This window comes from Rugamonas aquatica (assembly GCF_009380215.1).
Lineage (GTDB): Bacteria > Pseudomonadota > Gammaproteobacteria > Burkholderiales > Burkholderiaceae_D > Rugamonas > Rugamonas aquatica_B.
Map to the genome: position 1 here is coordinate 185,067 of NZ_WHUG01000007.1, position 24,621 is coordinate 209,687.

General features: G+C 62.9%; 21 protein-coding genes and 1 other RNA gene. 12 read left to right on the plus strand and 10 right to left on the minus strand.

The window, feature by feature from the left end; translation table 11 throughout:
* Positions 1-137 precede the first annotated feature (137 nt).
* The 6 genes from folD to GEV02_RS18670 all read left to right on the plus strand — a co-directional run bounded on the left by folD (position 138) and on the right by GEV02_RS18670 (position 6,062).
* Positions 138-983 carry a bifunctional methylenetetrahydrofolate dehydrogenase/methenyltetrahydrofolate cyclohydrolase FolD gene (folD, locus tag GEV02_RS18645; RefSeq protein ID WP_152839388.1) on the plus strand — a complete coding sequence of 282 codons (846 nt, stop codon included), beginning with the start codon at positions 138-140 and terminating at the stop codon, positions 981-983.
* A gap of 101 nt (positions 984-1,084) precedes the next feature.
* Positions 1,085-3,157 (plus strand): M3 family metallopeptidase, encoded by a 2,073-nt coding sequence (locus GEV02_RS18650; RefSeq protein WP_152839389.1) that lies wholly within the window; start codon positions 1,085-1,087, stop codon positions 3,155-3,157.
* A 2-nt stretch (positions 3,158-3,159) separates the two neighbouring features.
* The gene (locus tag GEV02_RS18655) at positions 3,160-3,762 is read left to right on the plus strand and encodes a glutaredoxin family protein (protein WP_328595850.1); all 603 of its coding nucleotides are present in this window, start codon (positions 3,160-3,162) and stop codon (positions 3,760-3,762) included.
* A gap of 115 nt (positions 3,763-3,877) precedes the next feature.
* Positions 3,878-4,303, plus strand: a complete 426-nt coding sequence (locus GEV02_RS18660; RefSeq protein ID WP_152839390.1) for a DNA polymerase III subunit chi — start codon at positions 3,878-3,880, stop codon at positions 4,301-4,303.
* A complete protein-coding gene (locus tag GEV02_RS18665) occupies positions 4,300-4,710 on the plus strand; it encodes a hypothetical protein (RefSeq protein WP_008451573.1) in 411 nt (136 codons plus the stop codon). Before GEV02_RS18660 ends, GEV02_RS18665 begins: the two co-directional genes overlap by 4 nt.
* A gap of 212 nt (positions 4,711-4,922) precedes the next feature.
* A complete protein-coding gene (locus tag GEV02_RS18670) occupies positions 4,923-6,062 on the plus strand; it encodes a branched-chain amino acid ABC transporter substrate-binding protein (protein WP_152806218.1) in 1,140 nt (379 codons plus the stop codon).
* Between the two features lie 70 nt (positions 6,063-6,132).
* On the opposite strand, the gene GEV02_RS18675 is transcribed toward GEV02_RS18670, so the two are convergent.
* Positions 6,133-6,453 (minus strand): c-type cytochrome, encoded by a 321-nt coding sequence (locus GEV02_RS18675; RefSeq protein WP_070269230.1) that lies wholly within the window; start codon positions 6,451-6,453, stop codon positions 6,133-6,135.
* A gap of 162 nt (positions 6,454-6,615) precedes the next feature.
* Here GEV02_RS18675 and GEV02_RS18680 point away from each other — a divergent pair, with 162 nt between their 5' ends.
* Complete coding sequence (locus tag GEV02_RS18680) at positions 6,616-6,837, plus strand: TIGR04438 family Trp-rich protein (RefSeq protein WP_008451576.1); 222 nt, start codon at positions 6,616-6,618, stop codon at positions 6,835-6,837.
* A 93-nt stretch (positions 6,838-6,930) separates the two neighbouring features.
* Here GEV02_RS18680 and ilvD read toward each other — a convergent pair whose 3' ends face one another.
* The gene (ilvD, locus tag GEV02_RS18685) at positions 6,931-8,793 is read right to left on the minus strand and encodes a dihydroxy-acid dehydratase (RefSeq protein WP_152839391.1); all 1,863 of its coding nucleotides are present in this window, start codon (positions 8,791-8,793) and stop codon (positions 6,931-6,933) included.
* A gap of 146 nt (positions 8,794-8,939) precedes the next feature.
* Here ilvD and GEV02_RS18690 point away from each other — a divergent pair, with 146 nt between their 5' ends.
* Together GEV02_RS18690 and lgt are read left to right on the plus strand one after the other, a co-directional pair.
* On the plus strand, positions 8,940-9,836 hold the full coding sequence (locus GEV02_RS18690; RefSeq protein ID WP_152839392.1) for a LysR family transcriptional regulator: 897 nt from the start codon (positions 8,940-8,942) through the stop codon (positions 9,834-9,836).
* A complete protein-coding gene (gene lgt, locus GEV02_RS18695) occupies positions 9,830-10,681 on the plus strand; it encodes a prolipoprotein diacylglyceryl transferase (RefSeq protein ID WP_152839393.1) in 852 nt (283 codons plus the stop codon). Before GEV02_RS18690 ends, lgt begins: the two co-directional genes overlap by 7 nt.
* Here the strand turns inward: lgt and GEV02_RS18700 are convergent.
* The 8 genes from GEV02_RS18700 to GEV02_RS18735 form a co-directional block, all read right to left on the minus strand.
* The gene (locus GEV02_RS18700) at positions 10,678-11,139 is read right to left on the minus strand and encodes an EVE domain-containing protein (protein ID WP_152806232.1); all 462 of its coding nucleotides are present in this window, start codon (positions 11,137-11,139) and stop codon (positions 10,678-10,680) included. The two genes, lgt and GEV02_RS18700, sit on opposite strands and share 4 nt — an antisense overlap.
* 79 nt (positions 11,140-11,218) lie before the next feature.
* Positions 11,219-11,399, minus strand: a non-coding RNA gene (gene ssrS, locus GEV02_RS18705) — 6S RNA.
* Between the two features lie 46 nt (positions 11,400-11,445).
* Positions 11,446-11,757 carry a cell division protein ZapA gene (locus tag GEV02_RS18710; RefSeq protein WP_152839394.1) on the minus strand — a complete coding sequence of 104 codons (312 nt, stop codon included), beginning with the start codon at positions 11,755-11,757 and terminating at the stop codon, positions 11,446-11,448.
* Positions 11,754-12,137 carry a hypothetical protein gene (locus GEV02_RS33700; RefSeq protein WP_328595851.1) on the minus strand — a complete coding sequence of 128 codons (384 nt, stop codon included), beginning with the start codon at positions 12,135-12,137 and terminating at the stop codon, positions 11,754-11,756. Before GEV02_RS33700 ends, GEV02_RS18710 begins: the two co-directional genes overlap by 4 nt.
* Complete coding sequence (galA, locus tag GEV02_RS18720) at positions 12,112-14,961, minus strand: beta-galactosidase GalA (RefSeq protein WP_152839395.1); 2,850 nt, start codon at positions 14,959-14,961, stop codon at positions 12,112-12,114. Before galA ends, GEV02_RS33700 begins: the two co-directional genes overlap by 26 nt.
* 73 nt (positions 14,962-15,034) lie before the next feature.
* Positions 15,035-17,623, minus strand: coding sequence for a TonB-dependent receptor (locus GEV02_RS18725; RefSeq protein ID WP_152839396.1), 2,589 nt, complete (start codon positions 17,621-17,623; stop codon positions 15,035-15,037).
* A gap of 143 nt (positions 17,624-17,766) precedes the next feature.
* Complete coding sequence (locus tag GEV02_RS18730) at positions 17,767-18,729, minus strand: LysR substrate-binding domain-containing protein (RefSeq protein ID WP_152839397.1); 963 nt, start codon at positions 18,727-18,729, stop codon at positions 17,767-17,769.
* A 48-nt stretch (positions 18,730-18,777) separates the two neighbouring features.
* Positions 18,778-19,704 carry an SMP-30/gluconolactonase/LRE family protein gene (locus GEV02_RS18735; RefSeq protein ID WP_152839398.1) on the minus strand — a complete coding sequence of 309 codons (927 nt, stop codon included), beginning with the start codon at positions 19,702-19,704 and terminating at the stop codon, positions 18,778-18,780.
* A gap of 221 nt (positions 19,705-19,925) precedes the next feature.
* Here GEV02_RS18735 and dgoD point away from each other — a divergent pair, with 221 nt between their 5' ends.
* From dgoD to GEV02_RS18750, 3 genes are read left to right on the plus strand one after another with little or no spacing between them, the layout of a single operon-like run.
* Positions 19,926-21,074 carry a galactonate dehydratase gene (dgoD, locus tag GEV02_RS18740; protein ID WP_070269220.1) on the plus strand — a complete coding sequence of 383 codons (1,149 nt, stop codon included), beginning with the start codon at positions 19,926-19,928 and terminating at the stop codon, positions 21,072-21,074.
* A gap of 26 nt (positions 21,075-21,100) precedes the next feature.
* Positions 21,101-23,620, plus strand: a complete 2,520-nt coding sequence (locus tag GEV02_RS18745; RefSeq protein WP_152839399.1) for a beta-galactosidase — start codon at positions 21,101-21,103, stop codon at positions 23,618-23,620.
* Positions 23,621-23,648: 28 nt separating this feature from the next.
* The gene (locus GEV02_RS18750; RefSeq protein ID WP_152839400.1) at positions 23,649-24,620 is read left to right on the plus strand and encodes an arabinose ABC transporter substrate-binding protein; all 972 of its coding nucleotides are present in this window, start codon (positions 23,649-23,651) and stop codon (positions 24,618-24,620) included.
* Position 24,621 lies beyond the last annotated feature (1 nt).

The window sequence follows — 24,621 nt, forward strand, 5'->3', positions numbered from 1 at the left end:
GCTACAGGGCGGCCCCATGCCGCCCTCCCCCTCGCAGCGCCAACGAGCAGGCACGGTGCGATTGCAGCGACGGTAGATTGGCCGATTGCCCTCACCGGGCTTTATAATCTCGCTTTTCCCTCCCCTCTGCCAAAATCATGCCTGCTCAACTGATCGACGGAATCGCCCTCTCCCAAAAACTGCGCGCGGAAATTGCTGCACGTGCTGCCGCCCTCACCGCCCAGGGCAAACAGCCCGGCCTGGCCGTCATCATCGTCGGCGACGACCCGGCCAGCCATGTGTACGTGCGCAACAAGGTCAAGGCTTGCGAGGACGCCGGCTTCTACTCCTTGAAGGATCAGTACCCTGCCGACCTGAGCGAAGCCGCGCTGCTGGAACGCATCGCCGCGCTGAACGCCGATCCGGCCATCCACGGCATCCTGGTGCAAATGCCGCTGCCTAAGCACATCGACCCGCACAAAGTCATCGAAGCGATCTCCACCAAGAAAGACGTGGACGGCTACTCGGTGCTGAGCGCCGGCGAGCTGATGGCCGGCCTGGACGGCTTCCGTCCTTGCACCCCGTACGGCTGCATGAAGCTGATCGAAAGCACCGGCGTCAACCTGCGCGGCAAGCACGCGGTCGTCATCGGCCGCAGCAACACCGTGGGCAAGCCGATGGCGCTGCTGCTCTTGCAAGCCAACGCCACCGTCACCATCTGCCATAGTGCGACGCCGGACCTGGGCCTGTACACCCGCCAGGCCGACATCGTTGTGGCCGCAACCGGCCGCCGCAATACGCTGACCGCTGATATGGTGAAGCCGGGCGCGATCGTCATCGACGTCGGCATCAACCGTGACGAAGCGGGCAAGCTGTGCGGCGACGTCGATTTCGCCGGCATCAAGGAAGTGGCATCGCACATCACGCCGGTACCAGGCGGCGTGGGTCCGATGACCATCACCATGCTGCTGATGAACACCGTCGAAGCGGCCGAGCGCACTTAAATGCCGTCGTTCCCGCGAAAGCGGGAACCCATGTTGAGCTAGCGTTCTATGGGTCCCCGCTTTCGCGGGGACGACGCTGTAACGAACCTATTGGAACTACGATGACTACTGATAATCCCCTGCTGGACTTTAGCGGCCTGCCGCGTTTCGATGCGATCAAGCCCGAGCACGTCACCCCGGCCATCGATGAACTGCTGGCCAAAAGCCGCGCCGTGGTCGAGCAACTGGAAGCGCCGTCCGAGCAAGTGACCTGGGATAACTTCGTCACCCCGCTGGAAAACGCCACGGAGCTGCTGGGCCGCGCATGGGGCATCGTCAGCCATCTGAACAATGTGGTCGATACGCCAGAGCTGCGCGCCACCTACAACGACAACCAACCGAAAGTGACCGAGTTCTGGACCGCGCTGGCCCAGAACGAGGCGCTGTTCGGCAAGTACAAGGCGCTGCGCGCATCGGCCGGCTTCGACAGCCTGTCGCCGGCCCGCAAGCGCATCATCGACAACGCCGTGCGCGATTTCCGCATGGGCGGCGCCGAACTGCCTGCCGATAAAAAAGAACGCTTTGCCGACATCCAGGAAGAACACGCGTCGGTCTCGACGCGCTTCTCCGAAAACGTGCTCGACGCCACCAACGACTTCAAACTGCTGGTGGCCGACGAAGCCGACCTGGCCGGCCTGCCCGCCGACGTGAAAGCCGCCGCGCGCGCCGCCGCCGAGAAGGAAAACAAGAAAGGCTACGAATTCTCGCTGCACTTCCCGTCCTACTTCCCTATCCTGCAATTCGCCGACAAGCGCGAACTGCGCGAAACCATTTACCGCGCCAACGCCACCAAGGCTTCCGAGCAGGGCGAAGTGTTCAGCAAGAAGGAAGACTGGGACAACACGCAAAACATCGTCACGCTGCTCAAGCTGCGCGACGAGGAAGCCAAGCTGCTGGGCTATAAAAACTTCGCCGAAGTCTCGCTGGTGCCGAAGATGGCGCAGTCGCCGGACCAGGTGATCGCCTTCCTCGAAGACCTGGCCAAGCGCGCCCGTCCGTTCGCCGAGCAGGACCTGGCCGAGCTGAAAAAATTCGCGCAGGAAGAACTGGGCATCGAAGAACTGAAAGCCTGGGACATTCCCTACGCATCCGAAAAACTGCAGGAGCGCCGCTACGCCTTCTCCGCGCAGGAAGTGAAGCAGTACTTCCCTGAACACAAAGTGGTCGACGGCCTGTTCCGTTTGATCCAGAACCTGTTCACGGTCGAGATCAAACCGGACGACGCGCCGGTATGGCACAAGGACGTGCGCTTCTTCCGCATCGAGCGCAACGGCAAGCTGATCGGCCAGTTCTACCTGGACCTGTACGCGCGCGCCGGCAAGAGCGGCGGCGCCTGGATGGACGACGCCCGCGGCCGCCGCGCCGAGGAAGAGAAAGTACAAACCCCGGTCGCCTACCTGACCTGCAACTTCACCGAGCCTGCAGTGGTTGATGGCGTGGTGCAGCCGTCGCTGTTCACGCACGATGAAGTGATCACGCTGTTCCACGAATTCGGCCACGGCCTGCACCACATGCTGACGCAGGTGGATGAGCTGGGCGTATCCGGCATCTCCGGCGTCGAATGGGATGCGGTGGAACTGCCGTCGCAATTCATGGAGAACTTCTGCTGGGAATGGGAAGTGCTCGAACACATGACCTCGCACGTGACGACCGGCGAACCGCTGCCGCGCGCGCTGTACGACAAGATGCTGGCCGCGAAGAATTTCCAGTCCGGTCTGCAGACGCTGCGCCAGGTCGAGTTCTCGCTGCTCGACATGCACCTGCACTACGACTACGACGCCAGCACCGGCAAGACCGTGCAGCAAGTGATCGACGAAGTGCGCGCCAAGTTCGCGCTGATCGTGCCGCCTGCGTTCAACCGTTTCCAGAACTCTTTCGGCCACATCTTCGCCGGCGGCTACGCGGCCGGCTACTACAGCTACAAGTGGGCCGAGGTGCTGTCCGCCGATGCCTATGCCGCGTTCGAAGAAGCCAAGGCACTGGGCCCTGACGCCACCACCGCCACCGGCAAGCGCTATCTGCAGGAGATCCTGTCGGTAGGCGGTTCGCGTCCTGCGCTGGAATCGTTCACGGCCTTCCGTGGCCGCGAGCCCAGCATCGACGCGCTGCTGCGTCACAGCGGCATGGCAGCCTGATCGTGAAGCGGCTGGCCATGCTCACCGTCGCGCTGCTGTGCTTCGGCACGGCCAGCGCCCAGGTGTACAAGTGGGTCGACGACAAGGGCGTCACCCACTACAGCGACCAGCCGCCACCGCCGTCCACACCGGCCAAAACAAAAGTCGAAGTGAAATCGTTTTCCACCGGTGGAGCTTCGGTGGAGTTGCCGCAGGAACTGGCCGACGCCGTACGCAACCGCCCCGTCACGCTGTACACCACGGCACAGTGCGACGGTTGCAGCAACGGCCGCGCCATGCTGATGGCGCGCGGCATTCCCTTCCATGAAAAAACCATTACCTCGGTGGACGATCAGTTGGCGCTGAAGAAGGCCGGAGGCAATGGTCAGCTGCCATTGTTGCTGGTGGGTCGCAGCAAACTGACGGGCTTCGAACAGAACAGCTGGGACGTGTTGCTGAGCGACGCAGGCTATCCGCTGGAGAAGCGCCTGCCGCCGAATTACCAGTACCCAGCGCCCGTTTCCGCCGCGCCGCCGCCACCGCCAGTGCCCGAAGCGCCGCGCCCGGTGGAGGAGCTGCCCAAGCCCCTGCCGCCGGTCAACGCGCCGCCCGGTTTCCAATTCTAAAATTCGCACGCGGTAGCAACATCGGTGCCAGCGGTAAAAATAATTTTCGAATAAACTGGAATCTCGCAGCGGCTTGCTGCGGGCATTCCTCCTCTACAGAACAGATCAAACAGCTATGACACGCATCGATTTCCACACCAACGTGCCGGACAAGATCGCCTATGCCTGCCGCCTCGTGCGCAAGGCCAGCGCGGCCAACACGCGCGTGGTACTGATGGCAGACGATGAGGCGCAACTGGCGGAACTTAACACGGCGATGTGGACATTTTCCTCTGTGGACTTCCTGCCCCACGTGCTCGCCGGCGATGCGCTCGCCGCGCACACGCCAATCATTCTTACCGACAACGATGAGGCGGAATTACCACACAAAGAATTATTGATAAATTTGTCGCGCCGCGCGCCTTCCGGGGTCGCGCAATTTGCGCGCATGATCGAAGTAATTTCCTCCGACGAGGATGATGCGGCCGCAGGCCGCAAGCGCTACGTCGCATACAAGCAGCAAGACTATCCACTTACTCACTTTGTCACAGGAAAATCATGAGCCAAGCCCAATCGTTTGACGCCAGTATCCCTGTCTTGACGGAAGTCCTGAAGGCCGAGCCCCTGGGCGATGAACTGCTGCCCGGCGAAGCGGCTAACGGCGCCCGTTCCATCCTGTCCAAGCGCGCCGAGATGGCGGCCGATCTGGAAGCCGACGCCATCGACAACTGGGGCGATGCGGAATGGGCGATGATGGAGCATCGCCTGTCCGAGCGCATCATGCACCAGCTGCAGTCGCGCGTGGACTTCGTGCTGGAGCAGCGCATCAAGGACTGCATGGCCGAAGTCCTGACCCATGCCTTGCATGGCCTGACCAATGAAATCCGCATCGGCCTGCACGACACCATCGAGAAAATCGTCGCCCGCGCCGTCTCGCAAGAGCTGACGCATCTGCAAGCCAAAAAGTAAGAATTTCCCTCCCGGTCCGTTCCCACTTCTGGTGCACGGACCGCCCCCTCCCAGCGCAGCGCGCATCAAAACCGGGAAATGCCACTTAAAAGTGCGAAACCCTGCGAATCTCCCTTTGCGTTAAGAATAATTTGTTGTACCTTTTGGCCTTGCAGAAAAATTCTGCGGCGCTCAAGAGACACCGTCGCTTATTCAACCATTGGAGAATGCATATGCTGTTCAAGACCAAATTCATTCCACTCGCCATCGCCCTGGCTTTTGCTGGCAGCGCCGGCGCGCAAGAAGTGATCAAGATCGGCCACGTGGCGCCGGTTTCCGGTCCATCCGCGCACCTTGGCAAGGACAATGAAAACGGCGCCAAAATGGCCGTCGAAGAATTGAACGCCAAAGGCATCAAGATCGGCGGCAAGCCGGTCAAATTCGTACTCGTGCTGGAAGACGACGGCGGCGATCCGAAACAGGGTACGGCCGTTGCACAGAAACTGGTCGACGCCAAAGTCAACGGCGTGATCGGCCATCTGAACTCGGGCACCACCATCCCTGCCTCGAAGATTTACTTCGACGCCGGCATCCCGGAAATTTCGCCGGCCACCACCCAGACCAAATATACGCAGCAGGGCTTCAACTCGGCCTTCCGCGTGGTCGCCAATGACGCCAAGCTGGGCGGCACGCTGGGCGCTTACGCCGTCAACAAGATGGGCGTGAAGAAGATCGCCGTCATCGATGACCGCACTTCCTACGGCCAGGGCGTCGCGGAAGAGTTCGTCAAGGGCGCCAAGAAGGCGATGCCTGGCGTGCAAATCGTCGGCAAGGAATTCACCACCGACAAGGCCACCGACTTCAACGCTATCCTGACCACCATCAAGGCCAAGAATCCCGACGTCATCTTCTTCGGCGGCATGGACTCGGTAGGCGGCCCGCTGCTGCGCCAGATGAAGGCGCTGGGCATCAAGGCCAAGTACATGGGCGGCGACGGCCTGTGCACCGAATCGCTGCCTAAGCTGGCTGGCGAAACCGCAGTACCGGTCGTCACCTGCGCCGAAGCCGGCGGTGTGCCGCCTGAGCTGCAAAAGAACATGGACGATTTCCACGCCCGCTACAAGAAGAAGTACAACATGGACGTGCAGCTGTACGCGCCATACGTGTACGACTCGGTCATGACCATGGCCGCCGCCATGCAGCAGGCGAACTCGGCAGAGCCTGCCAAGTACCTGCCAGTGCTGCAGAAGATCAAGTACCAGGGCGTTACCGGCCTGATCGAGTTCGATGCCAAGGGTGACATCAAGGATGGCTCGCTGACGCTGTACAACTACAACAACGGCACCAAGACCATCACTTCGGTCATCAAGTAAGCTTCAGCAGCACCAACGAAAAACGCGCCGATGGCGCGTTTTTTTTACGGCTAACTTAGTGCTGCAAGGCTCATTTCTGCGCCAGCACCCATTTCACCAGGGTTTTCGCTTCGGCTTCGCTCACTTGCGGATTGGCAGGCATAGGGATCGCGCCCCAGGCGCCGGTGCCGCCCTTGATTACTTTCGTCACCAGTTTGGCTTCCGCATCTTTCTGGCCGGCGTATTTGGCGGCGACATCCTTGTAGGCAGGACCAACCAGCTTGGTGCTCACGGCGTGGCAAGCCAGGCAGTTCTTCGCTTTCGCCAGGTCCATACCCGCGTCGGCCATAGCCGATTGCGATGCGAATGCCGAAGCCACCACCATACCAACCATCATCAAATTGCGTTTCATTGTCTTCTCCAGGTAAGTGCTACTCAAATCTGCCAACAATTCTACCGTGTTTTCCCAATGAACAATAAACGCCATACCGCTTATGCTCGTTGACCGATAATAGAATATTGCTGCACGTAAAACCGTTTTCTTTGTAAGATGAGGTAACTGGAGGAGAACGTCATGCCTATGATTCTGCTGATCCTCGCCCTGTGCGGGCTGCGTTATTTTGAAGTGTGGAAGTTCGCCCTGCTGTCCTGGTGGTGGATTATCGGGCTGATGGTGTTCGCCTTCGTGTGGTTCGAGTTCCTGGAACCGATGCTGGGCCTGGACAAGCGCAAGGCCCACGACGAAGACGAAAAGCGCCGCAAGGCGCGCGTAAAGCAGAATTTCGACAAGAAATAGCGGCCCGTCATTCCCGCGAAAGCGGGAATCCATAGAGCGCCAAGCATGGATGCTCAGCATGGATTCCCGCCTGCGCGGGAATGACAGTTGACCTTAGCGCTTGATCTGCGACAGATCGCGCACGGCGCCACGGTCGGCCGACGTGGTCAGCGCCGCGTAGGCTTGCAGCGCCTGCGACACATAACGCTGACGGTTCACCGGCTTCCAGGCCGCCGCCCCCTTGGCCTCCATCGCCGCGCGCCGCGCCGCCAGATCGGCATCGCTGATGCGCAGGCTGATGGTGCGGTTCGGGATATCGATATCGATCATATCGCCCTCTTCCACCAGGCCGATCGCGCCGCCCTCCGCCGCTTCCGGCGAAGCATGGCCGATCACCAGCCCCGACGAACCGCCCGAGAAGCGGCCATCGGTCAGCAGCGCGCAAGCCTTGCCCAAGCCCTTGGACTTGATGTACGAAGTCGGATACAGCATCTCCTGCATGCCAGGCCCACCCTTCGGACCTTCGTAGCGGATGATGACCACATCGCCCTCATGCACCGTATCGCCCAGGATGCCCTCAACCGCCGCATCCTGGCTCTCGAACACGCGTGCATTGCCGCTGAATTTCAAAATGCTTTCATCCACACCAGCGGTCTTGACGATGCAACCGTTCTCCGCCAGGTTGCCGTACAAGACAGCCAGACCGCCGTCCTGCGAATACGCGTGCGCCTTGTCGCGGATGCAGCCGGTGCTGCGGTCGGTATCCAGCGCATCGTAGCGTTCCGATTGCGAGAACGCCACCTGCGTCGGCACGCCGCCAGGCGCGGCGCGGAACAGCTGGTGCACGGCCGGATCGTCGCTGCGCTTGATGTCGTTGCGTTCGATCGCATCGCCCAGCGTCGGCGCGTGGATGGTCGGCAGCGACGTATCGAGCAAGCCGGCGCGCGCCAGCTCGCCCAGGATCGCCACGATGCCGCCGGCGCGGTGCACGTCTTCAATGTGGTACTTGTCGGTCATCGGCGCGACCTTGCACAGGCATGGCACTTTGCGCGAGATGCGGTCGATGTCCTTCATGTCGAAGTCCACTTCCGCCTCATGCGCGGCGGCCAGCAAGTGCAGCACGGTGTTGGTGGAACCGCCCATCGACACATCCAGCGCCATCGCGTTTTCAAACGCGGCCTTGGTGGCGATGGAGCGCGGCAGCACCGAGTAGTCGTCCTGCTCGTAGTGGCGCTTGGCCAGTTCGACGATCAGGCGGCCGGCGCGCAGGAACAGCTGCTCGCGGTCGGCGTGCGTGGCGACGATGGTGCCGTTGCCCGGCAGCGCCAGACCCAGCGCCTCGGTCAGGCAGTTCATCGAGTTCGCGGTGAACATGCCCGAGCACGAACCGCAGGTAGGACAGGCGGAACGCTCGATCTCGGCCACGTCGGCATCGCTGACCGACTGATCGCCAGCCTTAATCATGGCGTCGACCAGATCGAGCTTGATGATCTTCTGCTTGCCGTCGACCACCTTGATTACCTTGCCCGCTTCCATCGGGCCGCCGGAGATGAACACCACCGGAATGTTCAGGCGCATCGCGGCCATCAGCATGCCCGGCGTGATCTTGTCGCAGTTGGAGATGCACACCATGGCATCGGCGCAGTGCGCGTTGACCATGTACTCGACCGAATCCGCGATCAGGTCGCGCGACGGCAGCGAGTACAGCATGCCGCCGTGGCCCATGGCGATACCGTCATCGACCGCGATGGTGTTGAATTCCTTGGCCACGCCGCCGGCTTTTTCGATCTCGCGCGCTACCAGCTGGCCCAGGTCCTTCAGGTGCACGTGGCCGGGCACGAACTGCGTGAAGGAGTTCACCACGGCGACGATAGGCTTGTCGAAATCGCCGTCCTTCATGCCGGTCGCGCGCCACAGGGCGCGGGCGCCGGCCATGTTGCGGCCGTGGGTGGTGGTGCGGGAACGGTATTGCGGCATGATGATTCTCCAATGATAAAGGCGGGCTTAAGACCGCTGGCTTAGTATGAGAGATTGCCTTTCCCCTGTCCCGGTGTCAAATATAGTATTTTCGACTCTGTGAGTCGTATAAAATATCACTGAGACAAATTTCAATAGTAAACAATATGAATCTGGAACTGCGGCAATTGCGCTATTTCGTCACCGTCGCCGAGGAGCTCCACTTCGGCAAGGCGGCGCTGCGCCTGCATATGACGCAGCCGCCGCTGTCGCAGACGATACAGGCGCTGGAAGAGCTGCTGGGCGCAGCGCTGTTCGAGCGCAACCGGCGCGGCGTGGCGCTGACGCCGGCCGGCGCCGCCCTGCTGCCGGAAGCGCGCCGCATGCTGGCGCAGTCCCTGGAACTGCCGCAGCTGGTGCAGCGCGCCGCCACCGGCGAAGTCGGACGGCTGACACTGGCCTTCGTCTCCTCGGCCGACTACAGCGTGCTGCCGCCCTTCCTGCGCGCCTACCGCGCCGCCTGGCCGCAGGTGCAGATCACGCTGCAGGAAGCCACATCCGACCTGCAACTGGACGACCTGCTGCACAACCGCATCGACGCCGGCCTGCTGATCCCGCCGCTACCGGACAAGGCCAAGCTGGAACTGGACTACCTGCCGGTGCTGAGCGAGCCGCTGATGGTGGCGCTGCCGGCCGGCCTGGTGAAGAAGAAAGGCAGGCTGGCATTGGCTTCCCTGCCGAAGCTACCGCTGATTATCTTCCCGCGCGCGATCTCGCCGGCGCTGTACGACGCCATCCTGTCCGTATTCCGCGAGGCCGGCATCACGCCGGAGATAGGCCAGCAGGCGATCCAGATGCAGACCATCGTCAGCCTGGTATCGGCGGGCATGGGGATGGCGCTGGTGCCGCAGTCCGTGTCCAACCTGATGCGGCCCGGGGTAGAATACCGGGCGCTGCGCGACGCCACGCCGCTGGTCGAAACCGGCCTGGCCTGGCGGCGCGACAATGCCTCGCCGGTACTGCGCGGCTTTTTGGAATTATTAAGGAAGAACACCCTATGCTGATACACCCGATGCCCGATCCAATCGCCCTGCAACTGGGGCCGGTGGCGATCCACTGGTACGGTTTGATGTACGTCCTCGCCTTCGCCATGTTCATCGCGCTGGGCCGCGTGCGCATCAAGCAGCCGCACATCGCCGCGCAGGGCTGGAAGAAGGAAGACTTGGACGACATGCTCTTCTACGGCATGCTGGGCGTGGTGATCGGCGGCCGCATGGGCGAGGTGCTGTTCTACCGTCCCGGCTACTTCTTCGCCAATCCGATCGAGATTTTCAAGGTCTGGCATGGAGGCATGTCCTTCCACGGCGGCTTCCTCGGCGTGCTGATCGCGATGGCCGTGTGGGCGCGCAAGAGCGGCCGCAATCTGCTGGACGTGTACGACTTCATCGCGCCGCTGGTGCCGCTGGGTTACGCCGCCGGACGCCTGGGTAACTTCATCAACGCCGAACTGCCGGGCCGCGTGGCCGGCGATCAAACGCTGCCTTGGGCGATGCTGTGGCCCGACACGAACTATCCGCTGTGGCCGAATCCCGTGTTCCTGCAAGGCTTGCGCCATCCGTCGCCTATCTATCAGTTGCTGATCGATGGCCTGCTGGTGTTCGCGATCCTGTGGCTGTATGCGCGCAAGGAGCGTCCACGCCTGGCGGTCGGCGCGACGTACACGCTGCTGTATGGCTGCGCGCGCTTCTTCACCGAATACTTCCGCACGCCGGATTGGGAAACCACCGTGCTCGGCATGCCGATCACCTCGGGCCAGGTGCTGTCGCTGCCGATGGTCGCAGGCGCGCTGGCGATGCTGGCGTGGGCCTACACCGTCAAACAGAAAGGCCGCGCGCCGATCTCGCGCTAATTCTTCAGCAGCTTGACGATGGCGGCCCACTGCGCCGCCGTCACCGGCGTGATCGACAGACGGCTGCCTTTTTGCAGCACCACCATGTCCTCCAGCGCCGGTATGGTGCGCATCTCCGCCAGCGGCAGCAGCCGCGTTTTCTGCGTGCCGCGCACATCGACCGAGATCCAGCGCGGCTGTTCCTGCGTGGCCTTGGGGTCGTAGTACTTGCTGTCCTTGTCGAACTGCGTGGCGTCGGGATACGGTCCGCCCACCACTTTCGCCAGCCCGGCGATGCCGGGTTCGGGACAGCTGGAGTGATAGAACAAGACGCCGTCGCCATCCTGCATACCATCGCGCATGAAGTTGCGGGCCTGGTAGTTGCGCACGCCGAACCACGGCGTGGTCTGATCGGGCGAAGCCATCACATCGTCGATGCTGACTTCATCGGGCTCGGATTTCATCAACCAGTATTGCATGGGGCAGCTCCCAATAAAAACGTCCAGACGAAAAAAAGCGGCTGCGCACTCACATGCTTGCAACCGCTTCTTTATATGATAAGGCCCCGCCTGTGCCGTCTTTGCCGGCATCCCGAACCAAACGGTTCAAGGTGGTCACAGTTAGTTCAATTTCGGGTTCATCGGACTAGCGACGCTCACGCCCATCGAACAAAATTCCGCAACCGGTGCACATAAATGGTTCAAGGAATATATGGCAATCGCGAACACCGCAGGGTGAAACGAAGTTTACTCTTTTGTCCGCCGCAAAGGAAGGAGTTTAGCGAATTAAAACAGAGTTTCTTGCGGCGTCAGTGCGCTGTCGAGTACTTTGTGCATGGCGCTGATCTTGGTCTGCACTTCCAGTATAGACATGTCCGACAGCGGCCCCACCGGCGATTTCACCGACAGGAACTCCGCCGCCATGCCCAGCGCAGCCATCACGGCGATGCGGTCGTTGCCCTTGACCTTGCCGGCATCACGGATCGCGGTCATCTTCTTGTCCAGGAAGGTCGCGGCCTCGCGCAGCGCGCGCTCCTCGCCTTCCTTGACGACCAGTCGATACGTCGAACCCATGATGGTAACGTCCAGCTGTATCATCGTGCATCCTCGTTTTCGGGCTGTTCTTCCTGTTCGGCGTCGCCGTCCAGCGCAGGGATTTTCTCCAGCAAGGCTTCCACCCGGCCGGCCGCTTCACTCAGCTTGCGCTGATAGCTCATGTTCTCGATCACCAGAGCGGAATTCGCCTGGCGCAGTTGGGCATTTTCCCGGCGCAGGGCCTGGGTCATCTCGGCCAACTGGTCGATTTTATCGGATAGGTCTTGGAATTCTGAAATCATCCCGCCACTATAGGCAGCGCGCGTTACGCCGTCAACAGAATCGCACGCTTGCCCGCATTTTTGCCGGGCAAGCGCGTGATTTATTTCCTTGCCGTCAACGCGTCGACGGAAATTGCTATTTTGCCAGCAAGCGTGGCGCAATACTCACATGGCCTTCGATGCCGCTGGTTTTTCCATCCTCCGCTTCGATGACGACATTGATCTCACGTGGCCCGGCACCGGCCGGCAGCGGCAACTCGAACGCTGCCGGCGAGTAGCTTTCCTTCCTGCCGATCAACTGTCCGTTCAACCAGACCTCCGCCTTGCCACGCACGCTGGCGAAACGTATCACACCGCTGCCATCGGCCAGGTTCTTGCGCGGCGTGAAGCTGGCGCGATACAGATGGTACTTCGCGGCGGCCGGCGCGATCATCGGCGGCGAACCCCAGCCCCAGGTGTTCATGTCGAAGCTGGCCAGTTGCTGATTGGGGTCGGGACGCTGGGCGCTGTCCGGCGCGATGCGCCAGCTGCGCACCAGCGTCAACGGCGCTTCGGCCGATTCCACGTAGGGCTGTGCAGGAACCGACCGCACCGGAATATCAATGCGCGCAGGCGCCAGTCCCGCTGCGGTGGCGGTGATGCTGATGGCCTCCGCGCTGTCGTAGCAGCTCTGCACGATCAGCTGGGCCAGGCCATTGAACAGGCGGCGCGTCGCGCCCTTCTCGTCCTCGTGCGAATTCGGATCGCCGTTGCCGTGACCGATGGAGCGGCCGCCGCCCGTCACCGCAAACGTCACCTGCGCATCGGCCAGCGGCACAGCGCGGCCTTGCGCATCCAACGCGCGCACCGTGATCGGCATCGCATCGCGGCCATCGCCGGCCAGTTGCGAGCGGTCGGGCACCAGCTCCAGCGCGACTGCGGCGCCGGTGGTTTCCACCGCCGTGCGTGCGACCTCCTTGCTGCCGTTGTAGCCGATCGCCTCCAGCTTGCCGGGCGCGTAGGCGACGTTGAAGTTATTCATGCGGTACTGGTCTACCTTCTGCTCACCCAGCAGGCGGCCGTTCAGCAGCAGCTGCACGCGCTCCACGTTGGCCATCACCATCACGCGAATCTCCTTGCCCTCGCTGCCGCTCCAGTTCCAGTGCGGCGCGATGTGGATCAGCGGACGGTCCTTGATCCACTGCACCTGGTGGATGTAGTAGGCATTCTTCGGGAAGCCGTTCAGATCCATGATGCCGAATACCGAGCTGACAGACGGCCATTCATTGGGCGTAGGCTCGCCGCGATAGTCGAAACCAGTCCAGACAAAGCCGCCCGCCACATAAGGCCGCGTGGCGATCGCCTGCCATGCGTCGCGATGGGTATTGCCCCACTCTGCCGCATCGTCGTCGTAGCTGGCGATCAGGTTCTTCTCGCGCACAGTCTTGAACTCGCCGCGTGTCATGTAGGCCGACGTGTCTTCGGAGCTGGTGAACGGCTTGTTAGGATTAGCCTTGTGATAGCGGTCATAATCCGGAACCTGGTAGTTGGAGCCCACCACGTCCACCGCGTGCGACACGTTCAGCTCCGTCAGGAAGCCTCCGTTCATCGCCGCCGTCACCGGCCGCGTGTCGTCCAGCGCCTTCACGGCGGCCGACATGCGGCGCACCATTTCATAGCCTACTTCCGTGGCCTGCTCCGGTTCTTCATTGAACACCGACCACAGGATCACGCCCGGATGATGGCGGTCGCGCTTGACCATCCACTCCAGCTGCTTCAGATAATCCGGCGACGGATTGAAGTTGCGGTTCTCGTCCATGACGACAAAGCCCATGCGGTCCACCAGATCCAGCACTTCGGCCGCCGGAGCATTGTGCGAGAAGCGGATCGCGTTCACGCCCAGCTCCTTCAAGCGCCGCAGGCGATACTCCCACACCGAGTCCGGCACGGCCACGCCGACGCCCGCATGGTCCTGGTGGATGCACACGCCTTGCAGCTTCACATGCACGCCATTGAGGAAGAAGCCCTGCGCCGCGTCGAAGCGGATGGTGCGGAAGCCGGTATGCAGCGATACCTCGTCCAGAGCCTTGCCATCCTGTAGAACACGCGTCGTCACGCGATACAGATTGGTTTTCTCCAGCGACCATAGTACCGGGGCGCTGACGGCAAGCGGAACCTGCACCGTGCTCGCGCCCAGCGCGGCCACACGCGCAGTGGCGCTCCGGCGCAGCACCTGCTTGCCGGCCGGGTCGAACAGCGTCACTTCAACCGTCACGCCGCTGGCCTGCCTGCCGCTGTTATTGAGAGTGACTTCGACCGGCATCGTCCACTGTTTACCCTTGCCAGAAGGCGGCACGGGCGTGGCATGCACGCCGTCCGTCGCCACATGCACCGGATCGCGCTTGACCAGCCACGCATGGCGATACATGCCCGCGCCCTCGTACCACCAGCCTTCCATGGCCTCTGCATCGGCACGGATGGCGATGGTGTTCATCGCGTCGCCGTAGCGCAGGTAGGGCGTGATGTCGATATAGCTGGCGTTGTAGCCGGACCAGTTGCGGTTGACCACATTGCCGTTCACCCAAACGGTGGCGTGGGTGGCGATGGCGTCGAACTGCAACTCGAAATGGCGGCCACGATCGGCGGCGTCCACGCGCAGATAGCGCCGGTACCAGCCGATGCCGCGTGGACGATAGCCCTGCGACACATTCGCGCTGGGATCGAACGGACCTTCGACCGCCCAGTCGTGCGGCAGGTCCAGGTGGCGCCAGTCGGAATCGTCGAACTCCGTACCGGCCGCACCGGCGGCATTGCCGGCCTTGGCGTTGCCGTAGGATTCGCCATGCCCCTTGATCGGCGGCTGGACGATATCGCCCAGATGGAACAGCCAGCCGCGATCCAGCGACAACCGCTCACGGCCCGGCGTTGCGCCCTGCGCGGCCACGCAAGCCGACAGCAGAAGGATGACGGACCACAGCCGCCGCCAGTTGAATGTGTACGATTTCAATCCGCGCCTCCTGAATAAAAAAACGGAGCAGCGCCATCACGCACCGCTCCGCCAAGACCACGATAAAAACAGATTACAGCTTGAACGACAGACCCAGGTTGAAACGGCGGCCAAACTCGGTCACTTCCTGCTGCACAGGGATGTTCGAGCTGGTATAGACGGCCTTCTGGTTGGTCAGGTTGTCGATACCGAAGCGTAGCTGGATATTCGGCGTCAGTTGCTTGGCCAGGTTCAGCGTCACATAGGTTTCGGCTTCGTTCTCGATCAACTGGCCGGCGCCCCAGGTTGGATTGCGCACGAAAGCACTGTGGTAGTTGGCCGAGATGCGCGCCTCGTAGCCGGCCTTCTCGTACCACAGCGTCACGCCACCGTTGCTCTTCATCAGACCTTCGATCGGATAAGGATTCACGCTCGGCGTTTTCTCGCGGATGTTACTGGTGGTGTAGGCGTAGTTGCTGGCGATGCCCAAGCCATCAAACGGCGCAGGCAGCGAGGTGAAGGCCTGCTGGTATACCAGCTCCACGCCGCGGATGTCGCCGCCGTCGCCGTTGACCGAACGGGTGAGCGTTGCGGGACGGCCGTTGACAGTGGTGGTGTCGCTGGTGATGGCGATGTAGCGCGACACCTTCTTGTAGAACGCACCGACCGACAGCAGCGAGCCTTTATCGAAGTACCACTGGTAAGCCAGGTCGACCTGGTTGGCCATCATCGGCTTCAGTTCGGGATTGCCGGCGCTGCCGCTGGTTGGCTGGGTGCTATCCGACACCACGCTCAGGTTGCGCGAAGCGCGCATCTCGTCCAGCGGCGCGCGCGACATGGCGCGCGCCACGCTGAAACGTACCTGGCGTTCCTGCGCTTCGTCCATGTTGAAGATCAGATTCAGGCTAGGCAGGATCTCGTTGTAGGAAGTTCCGCCTTCCACCGCCGTCGGCGCCGCGTTGTTCAGCGATTGCATGCCGTAGCCGGTCTGCGTGGTATGCACAAGACGCACGCCAACGTTGCCGCGATAGGTCTTGCCAAACGCCGCGCCGTCCAGGTCACCCTGCACGAAGGCCGAGGTGCTGCGCTCCGTGACCTTCCAGCCGGACAGCAGGTCGTTCTGCGTCTGCGGGCGGCCGTTCGGGTTGAAGGCATCCGGGCCGAAGGCTGCGGAGGTCGAAGCGCCGAAGTCCTTCAGCGCGATGTACGAAGGGAAGCCGCTGACGTTGACGGTCTCGTAAGCCGAGGCGGGAATCGTCTTGGAATCGAACTGCCAGGTCGTCTGGCGATAGCTCTTCTCGCGATCGGTGGCGCGCACGCCCACCTTCAGGCGGCTGATGATGCCTCCCTCGATCGGACGCGCCGCGCTCAGGCTAACTGCGTTCAGTAAGTCCTTCACGTGGCCGTCGGTATCGACGTACAGGGTCGCAGCGCCGAAGTTGGCAGGATTGCCGGTATCCATGCCGAAGTTGTAGCTCTGGTTCTCGTTGCCGGTGAAGTCCCAGGTGATCGTCGTGGGGTTATTCGAATATTGGCGCACATCGCGCCACTGGCTGCTGCGCATCGCGTGGGACGTGGACAGATCGCTTTCCACCTTCCAGTCGCCGACATTGAACTTGCCGTTGATGCCGCTGGCGGCAACGCTGGTGTCCTGTATCCACAGGTAGTCGTTGGTGACCACGCCAACGTTTTTCAGCGAGCCGCCGGCGACATAGCCGTTGCGGATATCGAGGTTGCTGAAGTTGCCCGACTCGTAGCCGTCCCAGTTACCCAGGTCGCCGGTCCAGTGTTGCAGGCCCGGCTCACGGATCGCGGCCTTGGCGTAGTAACTGTCGGCGGTGATCAGCGCATCCTTGGTCGGCTTCCATTCGACCTTGCCCAGCAGGCTGGTACGCTTGTCCTTGCCGCGTTTGACTTCGTCCTGGAAGCCCCACGGCGTCTTGTCTACTTTGCCGTCGCCGTTCAGATCCGCCGAGTGGTCTTCGTTGAAGCCCCAATGACGCACGTTCTTTTGCAGCGAGGGCTGGTCCTGGTAGCTGAAGGCCAGCGCCACGCCCAGCGTCTTGTTGTTGAACTGGTCGATGTAGACGCCACCGACGCGCGGTGCGGTCTTGTCGGCGCCGCCGATATCCTTGGCCAGCGCGTAGTACAACGCATCCGCCTTCAGCGAAACCTGGCGGCCCGAATACTTCAGCGGCGAGACGGTTTGCAGGTCGATGGTGGTGGCGATGCCGCCTTCCGCCAGCTCAGCGTTCTGCGTCTTGTAGATGGTGGCGCCGCTCAGCGACTCCGATGGGAACTGCTCGAAACGCACAGCGCGGTTGGGCTCCGACGAAGCGAGCTCGCGGCCGTTCAGCGTGGCGCCGATGAAGCGTGGCCCCATGCCGCGCGCGACGATCTGGCTGGCGTTGCCGCGATCCAGGCCGGACGACATGCCCGGCAACCGCGCCAGCGATTCGGCGATGGTGGTGTCAGGCAGCTTGCCGATGTCTTCCGACGAAACGACTTCCACGATGCTGTTCGAAGCTTCCTTGGCCGCCAATGCGTTGCGTACCGAGGCGCGGATGCCGGTGACGTTCACCTGCTGGATATCGCCAGCCGCTTCCTGGGCAAGCGCTTGTTGGACCAGCAATGGGGAGGTGAAAAGCGTGGCGATGAGCCAGCTCATTTTCTTGTGCTTCATTTGCATCTCCAGTGTTGTTTTGGTTTCGTCTCTGATTTACGGCTTGGACGAATAACTGGATGCTAGCGAAACGGAGGACGCACTTCCAATAGCATATTGCGTGCGGGGGATACCAAGATCGTATATCTCGGCGATACGCAGGCTTATGCGGGCCTGCGGTAGTGAGGGTAGATGCCGGCTGCGGCGTCGCGCAGCGCGAGCAGCATCGCATCGGCGCCGGGCGAGAGCTGGTGTCGCTTGCGCGTCACAATGCCGAAGGAATCCATGCTGACGCCCAGATCGAACGGCAGCACCGTCATCAGGCCGGCCTCCAGATACGGCTGCACGGCGTCCGACGGCAATGCCACGATCATGTCGCTGCTTGTCAGCAGGCTTGCAACCACAGGCAAATCGAGGGTCTCGACGGTTTCCGCAGGCTGCTCCAGGCCATGCGAGAGGAACAGCGCGGTCAGGCGGTCGCGCAGTATGCTGCCGGCCGGCGGCAGTATCCAGCACTGCTCCATCAAGTCCTCAAGCTGCAGATCGGTGCGGCCGGCCAGCGGATGGTCGGCGCGCGCGATCAGCAGATGCGGCTCGTCGGTCAGCGGTTCGAAATTGAGTTCATCGGCGGCTTCGGTGTCGAGGATGCGTCCCACGACCAGATCCAGTTCGCCGCCGCGCAACCGTTCCACCAGCGCTTTGCTGGTCGACATGCTGACCGAGACATGCACCCGCGAGTGCCGCGACTTCAACAAGTTGATCGCCTTGGGCACCAGGCCCGTGGCCGGCGCCAGCACCGTGCCGATGCCCACGCGTCCGCGCAGGCCGGACAGCAGCTCCATCACCTCCTGGTGCGCCGCATCCATCTCCGCCAGCGCCGCGCCGGCGCGGCGTATCAGCACCTTGCCATACCAGGTCGGGGCGACGCCGCGCGACAGGCGCTCGAACAGTTGCACGCCAAGCGCATGTTCCAGCTCGCCCAATAATTTGGACGCGCCGGGCTGTGTCAGATTGGCGGCTTGCGCCGCATGGGCGATGGAGCCGTGGCGGCCCAGTTCGACCAGCAGGACCAGATGGCGGGTTTTCAGGTGGGAGCGGACGAAACGGTCGGAGCTTGAATCGGTCATAGGGGCGATTTTCTGGATCGCCCATCATAAGGGCGGGCTGTGGCAGCGTCAATCATCGTATCTCATACGTTGGGAAACGGCGACGCCTGCCCCGGGCGTGTCGTCGAACGGCGTATCGGCCACGCCTGGCGCCAGTTCCCCGGCCTGGCCGGGCGGCAGGCGATACAGGCCGCCGCGCGCGCCCAGCAGCAGCAACTGCGTCAAATCGGCGCCACCGAAAGCCACGCCGGCCACCGCCTCGCGCGCCAGCACGACCTGCCTGTACACATGGCCGCCGGCGTCGTGCTGCACCAGTGAGCCGCCCTGCACGCTCCACAGCATATCGTCGCTGTCGACCATGGCCGCGCCCCGCTCCGCCGCCTGCGCGTACTCGCGAACGTCGCCGGTCTTGGCGCGCTCCGCGTCGTAAGTGCATTGCATGATGGCGCCCTTTGCCGCATCGGCGAAATACATGCGCGTGCCGTCGACGCTGAACGCGATGCTGGAAGCCGCGACCACCGCCGGCAAGGCCAGGCGCCGCAATCCATGGCGTGTCGAATACTGATAGAAGCTGCCGATGGGCCGCCGGTCGGCGCCGGTGTTGGCGGTGCCGAAGACAAAATAGCCATCGCGGTCGGTGCAGCCGTCGCTGATGACGGTGCGCGCTTCGGCGGCGTCGATGGTCGCCAGCACCTGCGCCTGGAGCGGGCGGGCGGGCTGTCCGGGCTCGGGCAGCTCCACCATGCCGAGGCGCTTGCCCAGGGCAAGCAGCATGCGTCCGGAGCGGCAGCAGGCGATCACGCCGGCGCTCTCCAGCAGGCGCACACCCGCCGGCACCTCTTCGCCACCAGACCACGCATACAGCTGGCCGCCTTGCGGGTCCGGCCATCGCCAGCAGGCCGCGCGCGCGTCCCAGCGCAACGCGTTGCCGGCCAGGCCGGCGCGGATCAACAGGATGCCGGGCATGGGCGCGACGGCCGTACTGTGTGGACTCATGCTGCGGGAACTCCGGGTGGGTGACGTGACCGCGCCAGTCTAAGCCCGCCGCGCACCCCGGAGATATGAATAATTCGGCGCCTGCCATGCCGATATCGAATACCTGCGTCGGGCCGGGTCAGCTATCCGATATTGATATGGCTCCTTGCGAATTTATCATATTTCCAGTCTAGCAGCCGGGCTTAGACTGGGCACTGTTCCCGAACTTACTTCCCACACCTATGAAAATCATCAAACTGACCACCTACCGTGTACCTCCGCGCTGGATGCTGCTGAAGATCGAAACCGATGAAGGCGTTGTCGGTTGGGGCGAACCGGTCATCGAAGGCCGCGCACGCACCGTGGAGACGGCGGTACAGGAAATGGAGCCCTACCTGATCGGCCAGGATCCGGCCCGCATCAACGACCTGTGGCAAACCATGTACCGCGCCGGTTTCTATCGCGGCGGCGCCATCCTGATGAGCGCCATCGCCGGCATCGACCAGGCGCTGTGGGACATCAAGGGCAAGGTGATGGGCAAGCCAGTCTACGAGCTGCTGGGCGGCCTGGTACGCGACCGCATGAAGATGTACAGCTGGGTGGGCGGCGACCGCCCTTCCGACATCATTGACCACATCCGCACCCTGCGCGAAGGCGGCTTCGACACCTTCAAGATGAACGGCACCGAGGAACTGGGCATGCTGGACACCGCCGCCGCCGTCGACAAGGCGGTCGAACGCGTCGCCGAAATCCGCGCCGCCTTCGGCAACAGCATCGAGTTCGGCCTGGACTTCCACGGCCGCGTGGCCGCGCCGATGGCCAAGGTGCTGTTGCGCGAGCTGGAGCCGTATCGACCGCTGTTCGTCGAAGAGCCGGTGCTGGCCGAGCAGGCCGAGTACTATCCGCGCCTGGCCGAGACCACGTCGATACCGCTGGCGGCCGGCGAACGCATGTACTCGCGCTTCGAATTCAAGAACGTGTTCCACGCCGGCGGCCTGTCCATCGTACAGCCGGACCTGTCGCATGCCGGCGGCATCACCGAATGCCTGAAGATCGCCTCGATGGCCGAGGCCTACGACATCGCGCTGGCGCCGCATTGCCCGCTCGGCCCTGTCGCGCTGGCGGCCTGCCTGCAAGTGGACTTCGTGTCGTACAACGCCGTGCTTCAGGAGCAGAGCATGGGCATCCACTACAATCGTGGCGGCGAATTGCTGGACTATGTCCTCAACAAGGAAGACTTCCGCATCACCGACGGCTATATGAAACCGCTGTCCAAGCCTGGCCTGGGCGTGGAAATCGATGAAGCGCGCGTGATCGAGGCAAGCCGCAACGCGCCGGACTGGCGCAACCCGGTGTGGCGTCACGCGGATGGCAGCGTCGCTGAGTGGTAAAAAAAAAGAAAAATACTGGAGACCTCATGTCATTTCTGTTACGCCGCCATTCGGGCGCCGCGCTGATCGCAGGCGTCCTGGCAGGCAGCACCGCCAGCGCCGATACGATGCTGTCCATCGACGCCAGTGCTGCCACGCCTGCACCAAAAGCGGCGGCTCTGCGCATGGGCAGTTCGGTCGCGCCCAACGGCGACAAGCTGGGAGCCAATGCGCGCTACCTCACCCGCAACGGCGCACCGTGGCTGCCGGTGGCGGGCGAGTTCCACTACAGCCGCACGCCCGCGTCGCAATGGGAAGCGGAGCTGCGCAAGATGAAGGCGGCCGGCATCGACATCGTCACCAGCTACGTGATGTGGAACCATCACGAAGAGGTGGCGGGCAAGTTCGACTGGCGCGGCAACCGCGACCTGCGCCGCTACGTGCAACTGGCCCGCAAGGCGGGGCTGGACGTGGTGGTGCGTGTGGGTCCGTGGGCGCATGCCGAAGTACGCTACGGCGGCGTGCCGGATTGGGTGGTCAACGCCATGCCGACGCGCTCCAACGATCCGCAGTACATGGCGCTGGTGGAGAAGCTGTATGCGCAGATCGGCGCGCAGCTCAAGGGCCAGTTGTGGAAGGATGGAGGTCCCGTGATCGGCATCCAGCTGGAAAACGAATACAACATCGATGGTCCCGGCAAGGGCGCGGCGCACATCGCCGCGCTGAAGCAGCTGGCGCTGAAGGCGGGCATGGATGTGCCCTACTACACCGTGACCGGCTGGGATGGCACCATCTACCCCAGTGGTGAAGTCACGCCGGTGTTCGGCGGCTATCCCGACGAGCCTTGGGGCACCAGCACCGCCGAGCTGCCGCCGAAGGAGACCTACGCCTTCCGCTTCGACACCCGTGTCAGCGGAGACCTGGGCGCGCAGACCGCGGCCCATGCGCCCGGCACGGCGGAGACGGACAAGGACGTGACGCCCTTCCTCGGCGCGGAATACGGTGCGGGCCTGCCGTTCATGTATCGCCGTCGCACGGTGGTGTCGGCCGACGACATCGCGTCGATGCTGCCGGTGCAGCTGGGGTCTGGCGTGAACCTGATGGGCTATTACATGTTCCATGGCGGCCGCAATCCCACCGGCTTGGGCGGGACGTCGATGGAGGAGAGTACGCTCAGCGGCGGCTACAACGACACCACCATGATTAGCTACGACTTCCAGGCGCCGCTCGGGCCGGATGGCCAGCAGCGCAAGGTGCTGGAGAAGCTGCGTCCCTTCCATTTGTTCCTGCATGATTTCGGCGCGCGCCTGGCTCCGATGACGGTGCGCAAACCGGATGCATCGCCTGCCACGCCGGACGATCTGAAGACGCCGCGCTTCGCGGTGCGCAGCGAAGGCGATCGCGGTTTCCTGTTTGTGAACAATCACGTTCGCCAGTATGCGATGGCGGCGCAGCAGGCCACGCAGTTCTCGGTCAAGCTGCCCGGCCAAACGATTACCTTGCCGGCCACGCCGGTCGATATCGCCGATGGCGCGTACTTCATCTGGCCGCTGAATCTCGATCTCGACGGCGTGAACCTGGCCTACGCAACGGCGCAGCCATTGGCCTTGCTGGACCAGGGCAAGGCCGGCGTGGTGGCGGTGTTCGGCGCCAGCAGCGGCGTACCGGTGGAGCTGGCGCTCGACGCCGCGCTCGCACCGCAACTCCACGCCAACGCCGCGCAAGTCGCAGTGCACGGCGGCCGTGCGCTGGTGAGCGGCGTGCAGCCTGGCGCCGGCGCAGCGCTGACCGTGCAGCGTGCCGGCAAACGTCCGCTGACCATCGTCGTGCTGACGGCCGAACAATCGCAGCAACTGAGCGTGGCGGAACTGGGCGGCCAGCGCCGCTTGATCCTGAGCGGCCAGCAGACCTACGTGGCCGACGGCGCGCTGCAAATGCGTTCGACAGGCAGCAACAAGTTCCGCTTCGCCGTCTACCCCGCGCTGAGCAGCCAGCCGAAAGCCAGCACCGCCAGCCCGGCGTGGTGCGGCGCTGGCGACGCCACCGGATCGCGCGTCGCTTTGCGCGCAGCCACCAACGACGGGATCTTCCAGACCTTTGAAGCCGAACTTCCCGCCCGCGATCTGAAAGCCAGCGTCACGCCAACCCGCGCCGCACAGGAAGCCGCGCCGATCGTCATCGGAGGCAGCGCCAAGGCCGCCGTCCAGCCGCTGCCGGAAAACTTCAAGGCCGCCGGTACCTGGCAGATCAACATCCCGCGCGAACAGCTGCGCGGGCTGAACGACGCCCTGCTACAGATCGACTTCGTCGGCGACATCGGCCGCCTGTACTCCGGCACCCGCATGCTGGACGACTGGTACTACAGCGGCTACCAATGGCAATTCGGCCTGCGCCAGGCCGGCGCCCTGCTCGACCAGCCGCTGACCGTCTCCGTACTGCCGCTGCGGGCGGACGCACCAATCTACTTGCCCAAAGAGGCGAGACCAAACTTTGCAGGACAGGCCCAAATCGCCACCGTGCGCAGCGTCAGCGTGATACCCGTGTATCAGCTGCGCGTTACGCCGTAAATAAAAATATCAACACTGGAGATTCACAATGAAACGTACCCTACTGGCCGCAGCAAGCCTGCTCCTGATGACCGCAGCCTACGCCGCCGAACCTGTCAAGATCGGCTTCCTCGTCAAACAGGCCGAGGAGCCATGGTTCCAGGACGAGTGGCGCTACGCCGAACAGGCGGCGAAAGAAAAGGGCTTTGCACTGGTGAAGATCGGCGTGCCGAACGGCGAGAAGATGATCGCCGCCATCGACAACCTGGCCGCGCAAAAAGCACAGGGCTTCGTCATCTGCGCGCCGGACGTCAAACTGGGTACCGCCGTCGAACGCGCCGCCAAGCGCAACAACATGAAAGTGATCTCGGTCGATGACCGCCTGGTCGACGGCGGCGGCAAGCCTATCGCCTCGATTCCGCACATGGGCATCTCCGGCTACGCCATCGGCAAGCAGGTAGGCGAAGGCATCGCCGCCGAAATCAAGGCGCGCAAATGGAACATGGCCGAAGTGGGCGCGATCCGCGTCGCCTACGACCAGCTGCCGACTGCCAAGGAACGCACCATGGGCGCGGTCGATGCGCTGAAGGCCGCCGGCTTCCCGGTCGCGAACATCGTCGATGCACCGCAAGCGAAGACCGATACCGAAAGCGCCTTCAACGCCGCCAATATCGCGCTGACCAAGAACGCCCGCTTCAAACACTGGGTTGCCGTTGGCCTGAATGACGAAGCGGTGCTGGGTGCGGTGCGCGCCGCAGAAGGCCGCGGCATCAAAGCCGATAACATGGTCGGCGTAGGCATCGGCGGCGCCAAGGCCGCTCAAAACGAATTGAGCAAACCTGCGGCCACGGGCTTCTTCGGCTCCGTGATGATAAGCGCCAGAGAACACGGCTATCAAACCTCGGTCAATATGTACGACTGGATCACCGGCAAAGCCGTGCCGCCGGGCGAAGTGCTGACCAAGGGCATGCTGATGACCCGCGCCAACCAGGCCGACGTGCGCAAGCAGATGGGCCAGTGAC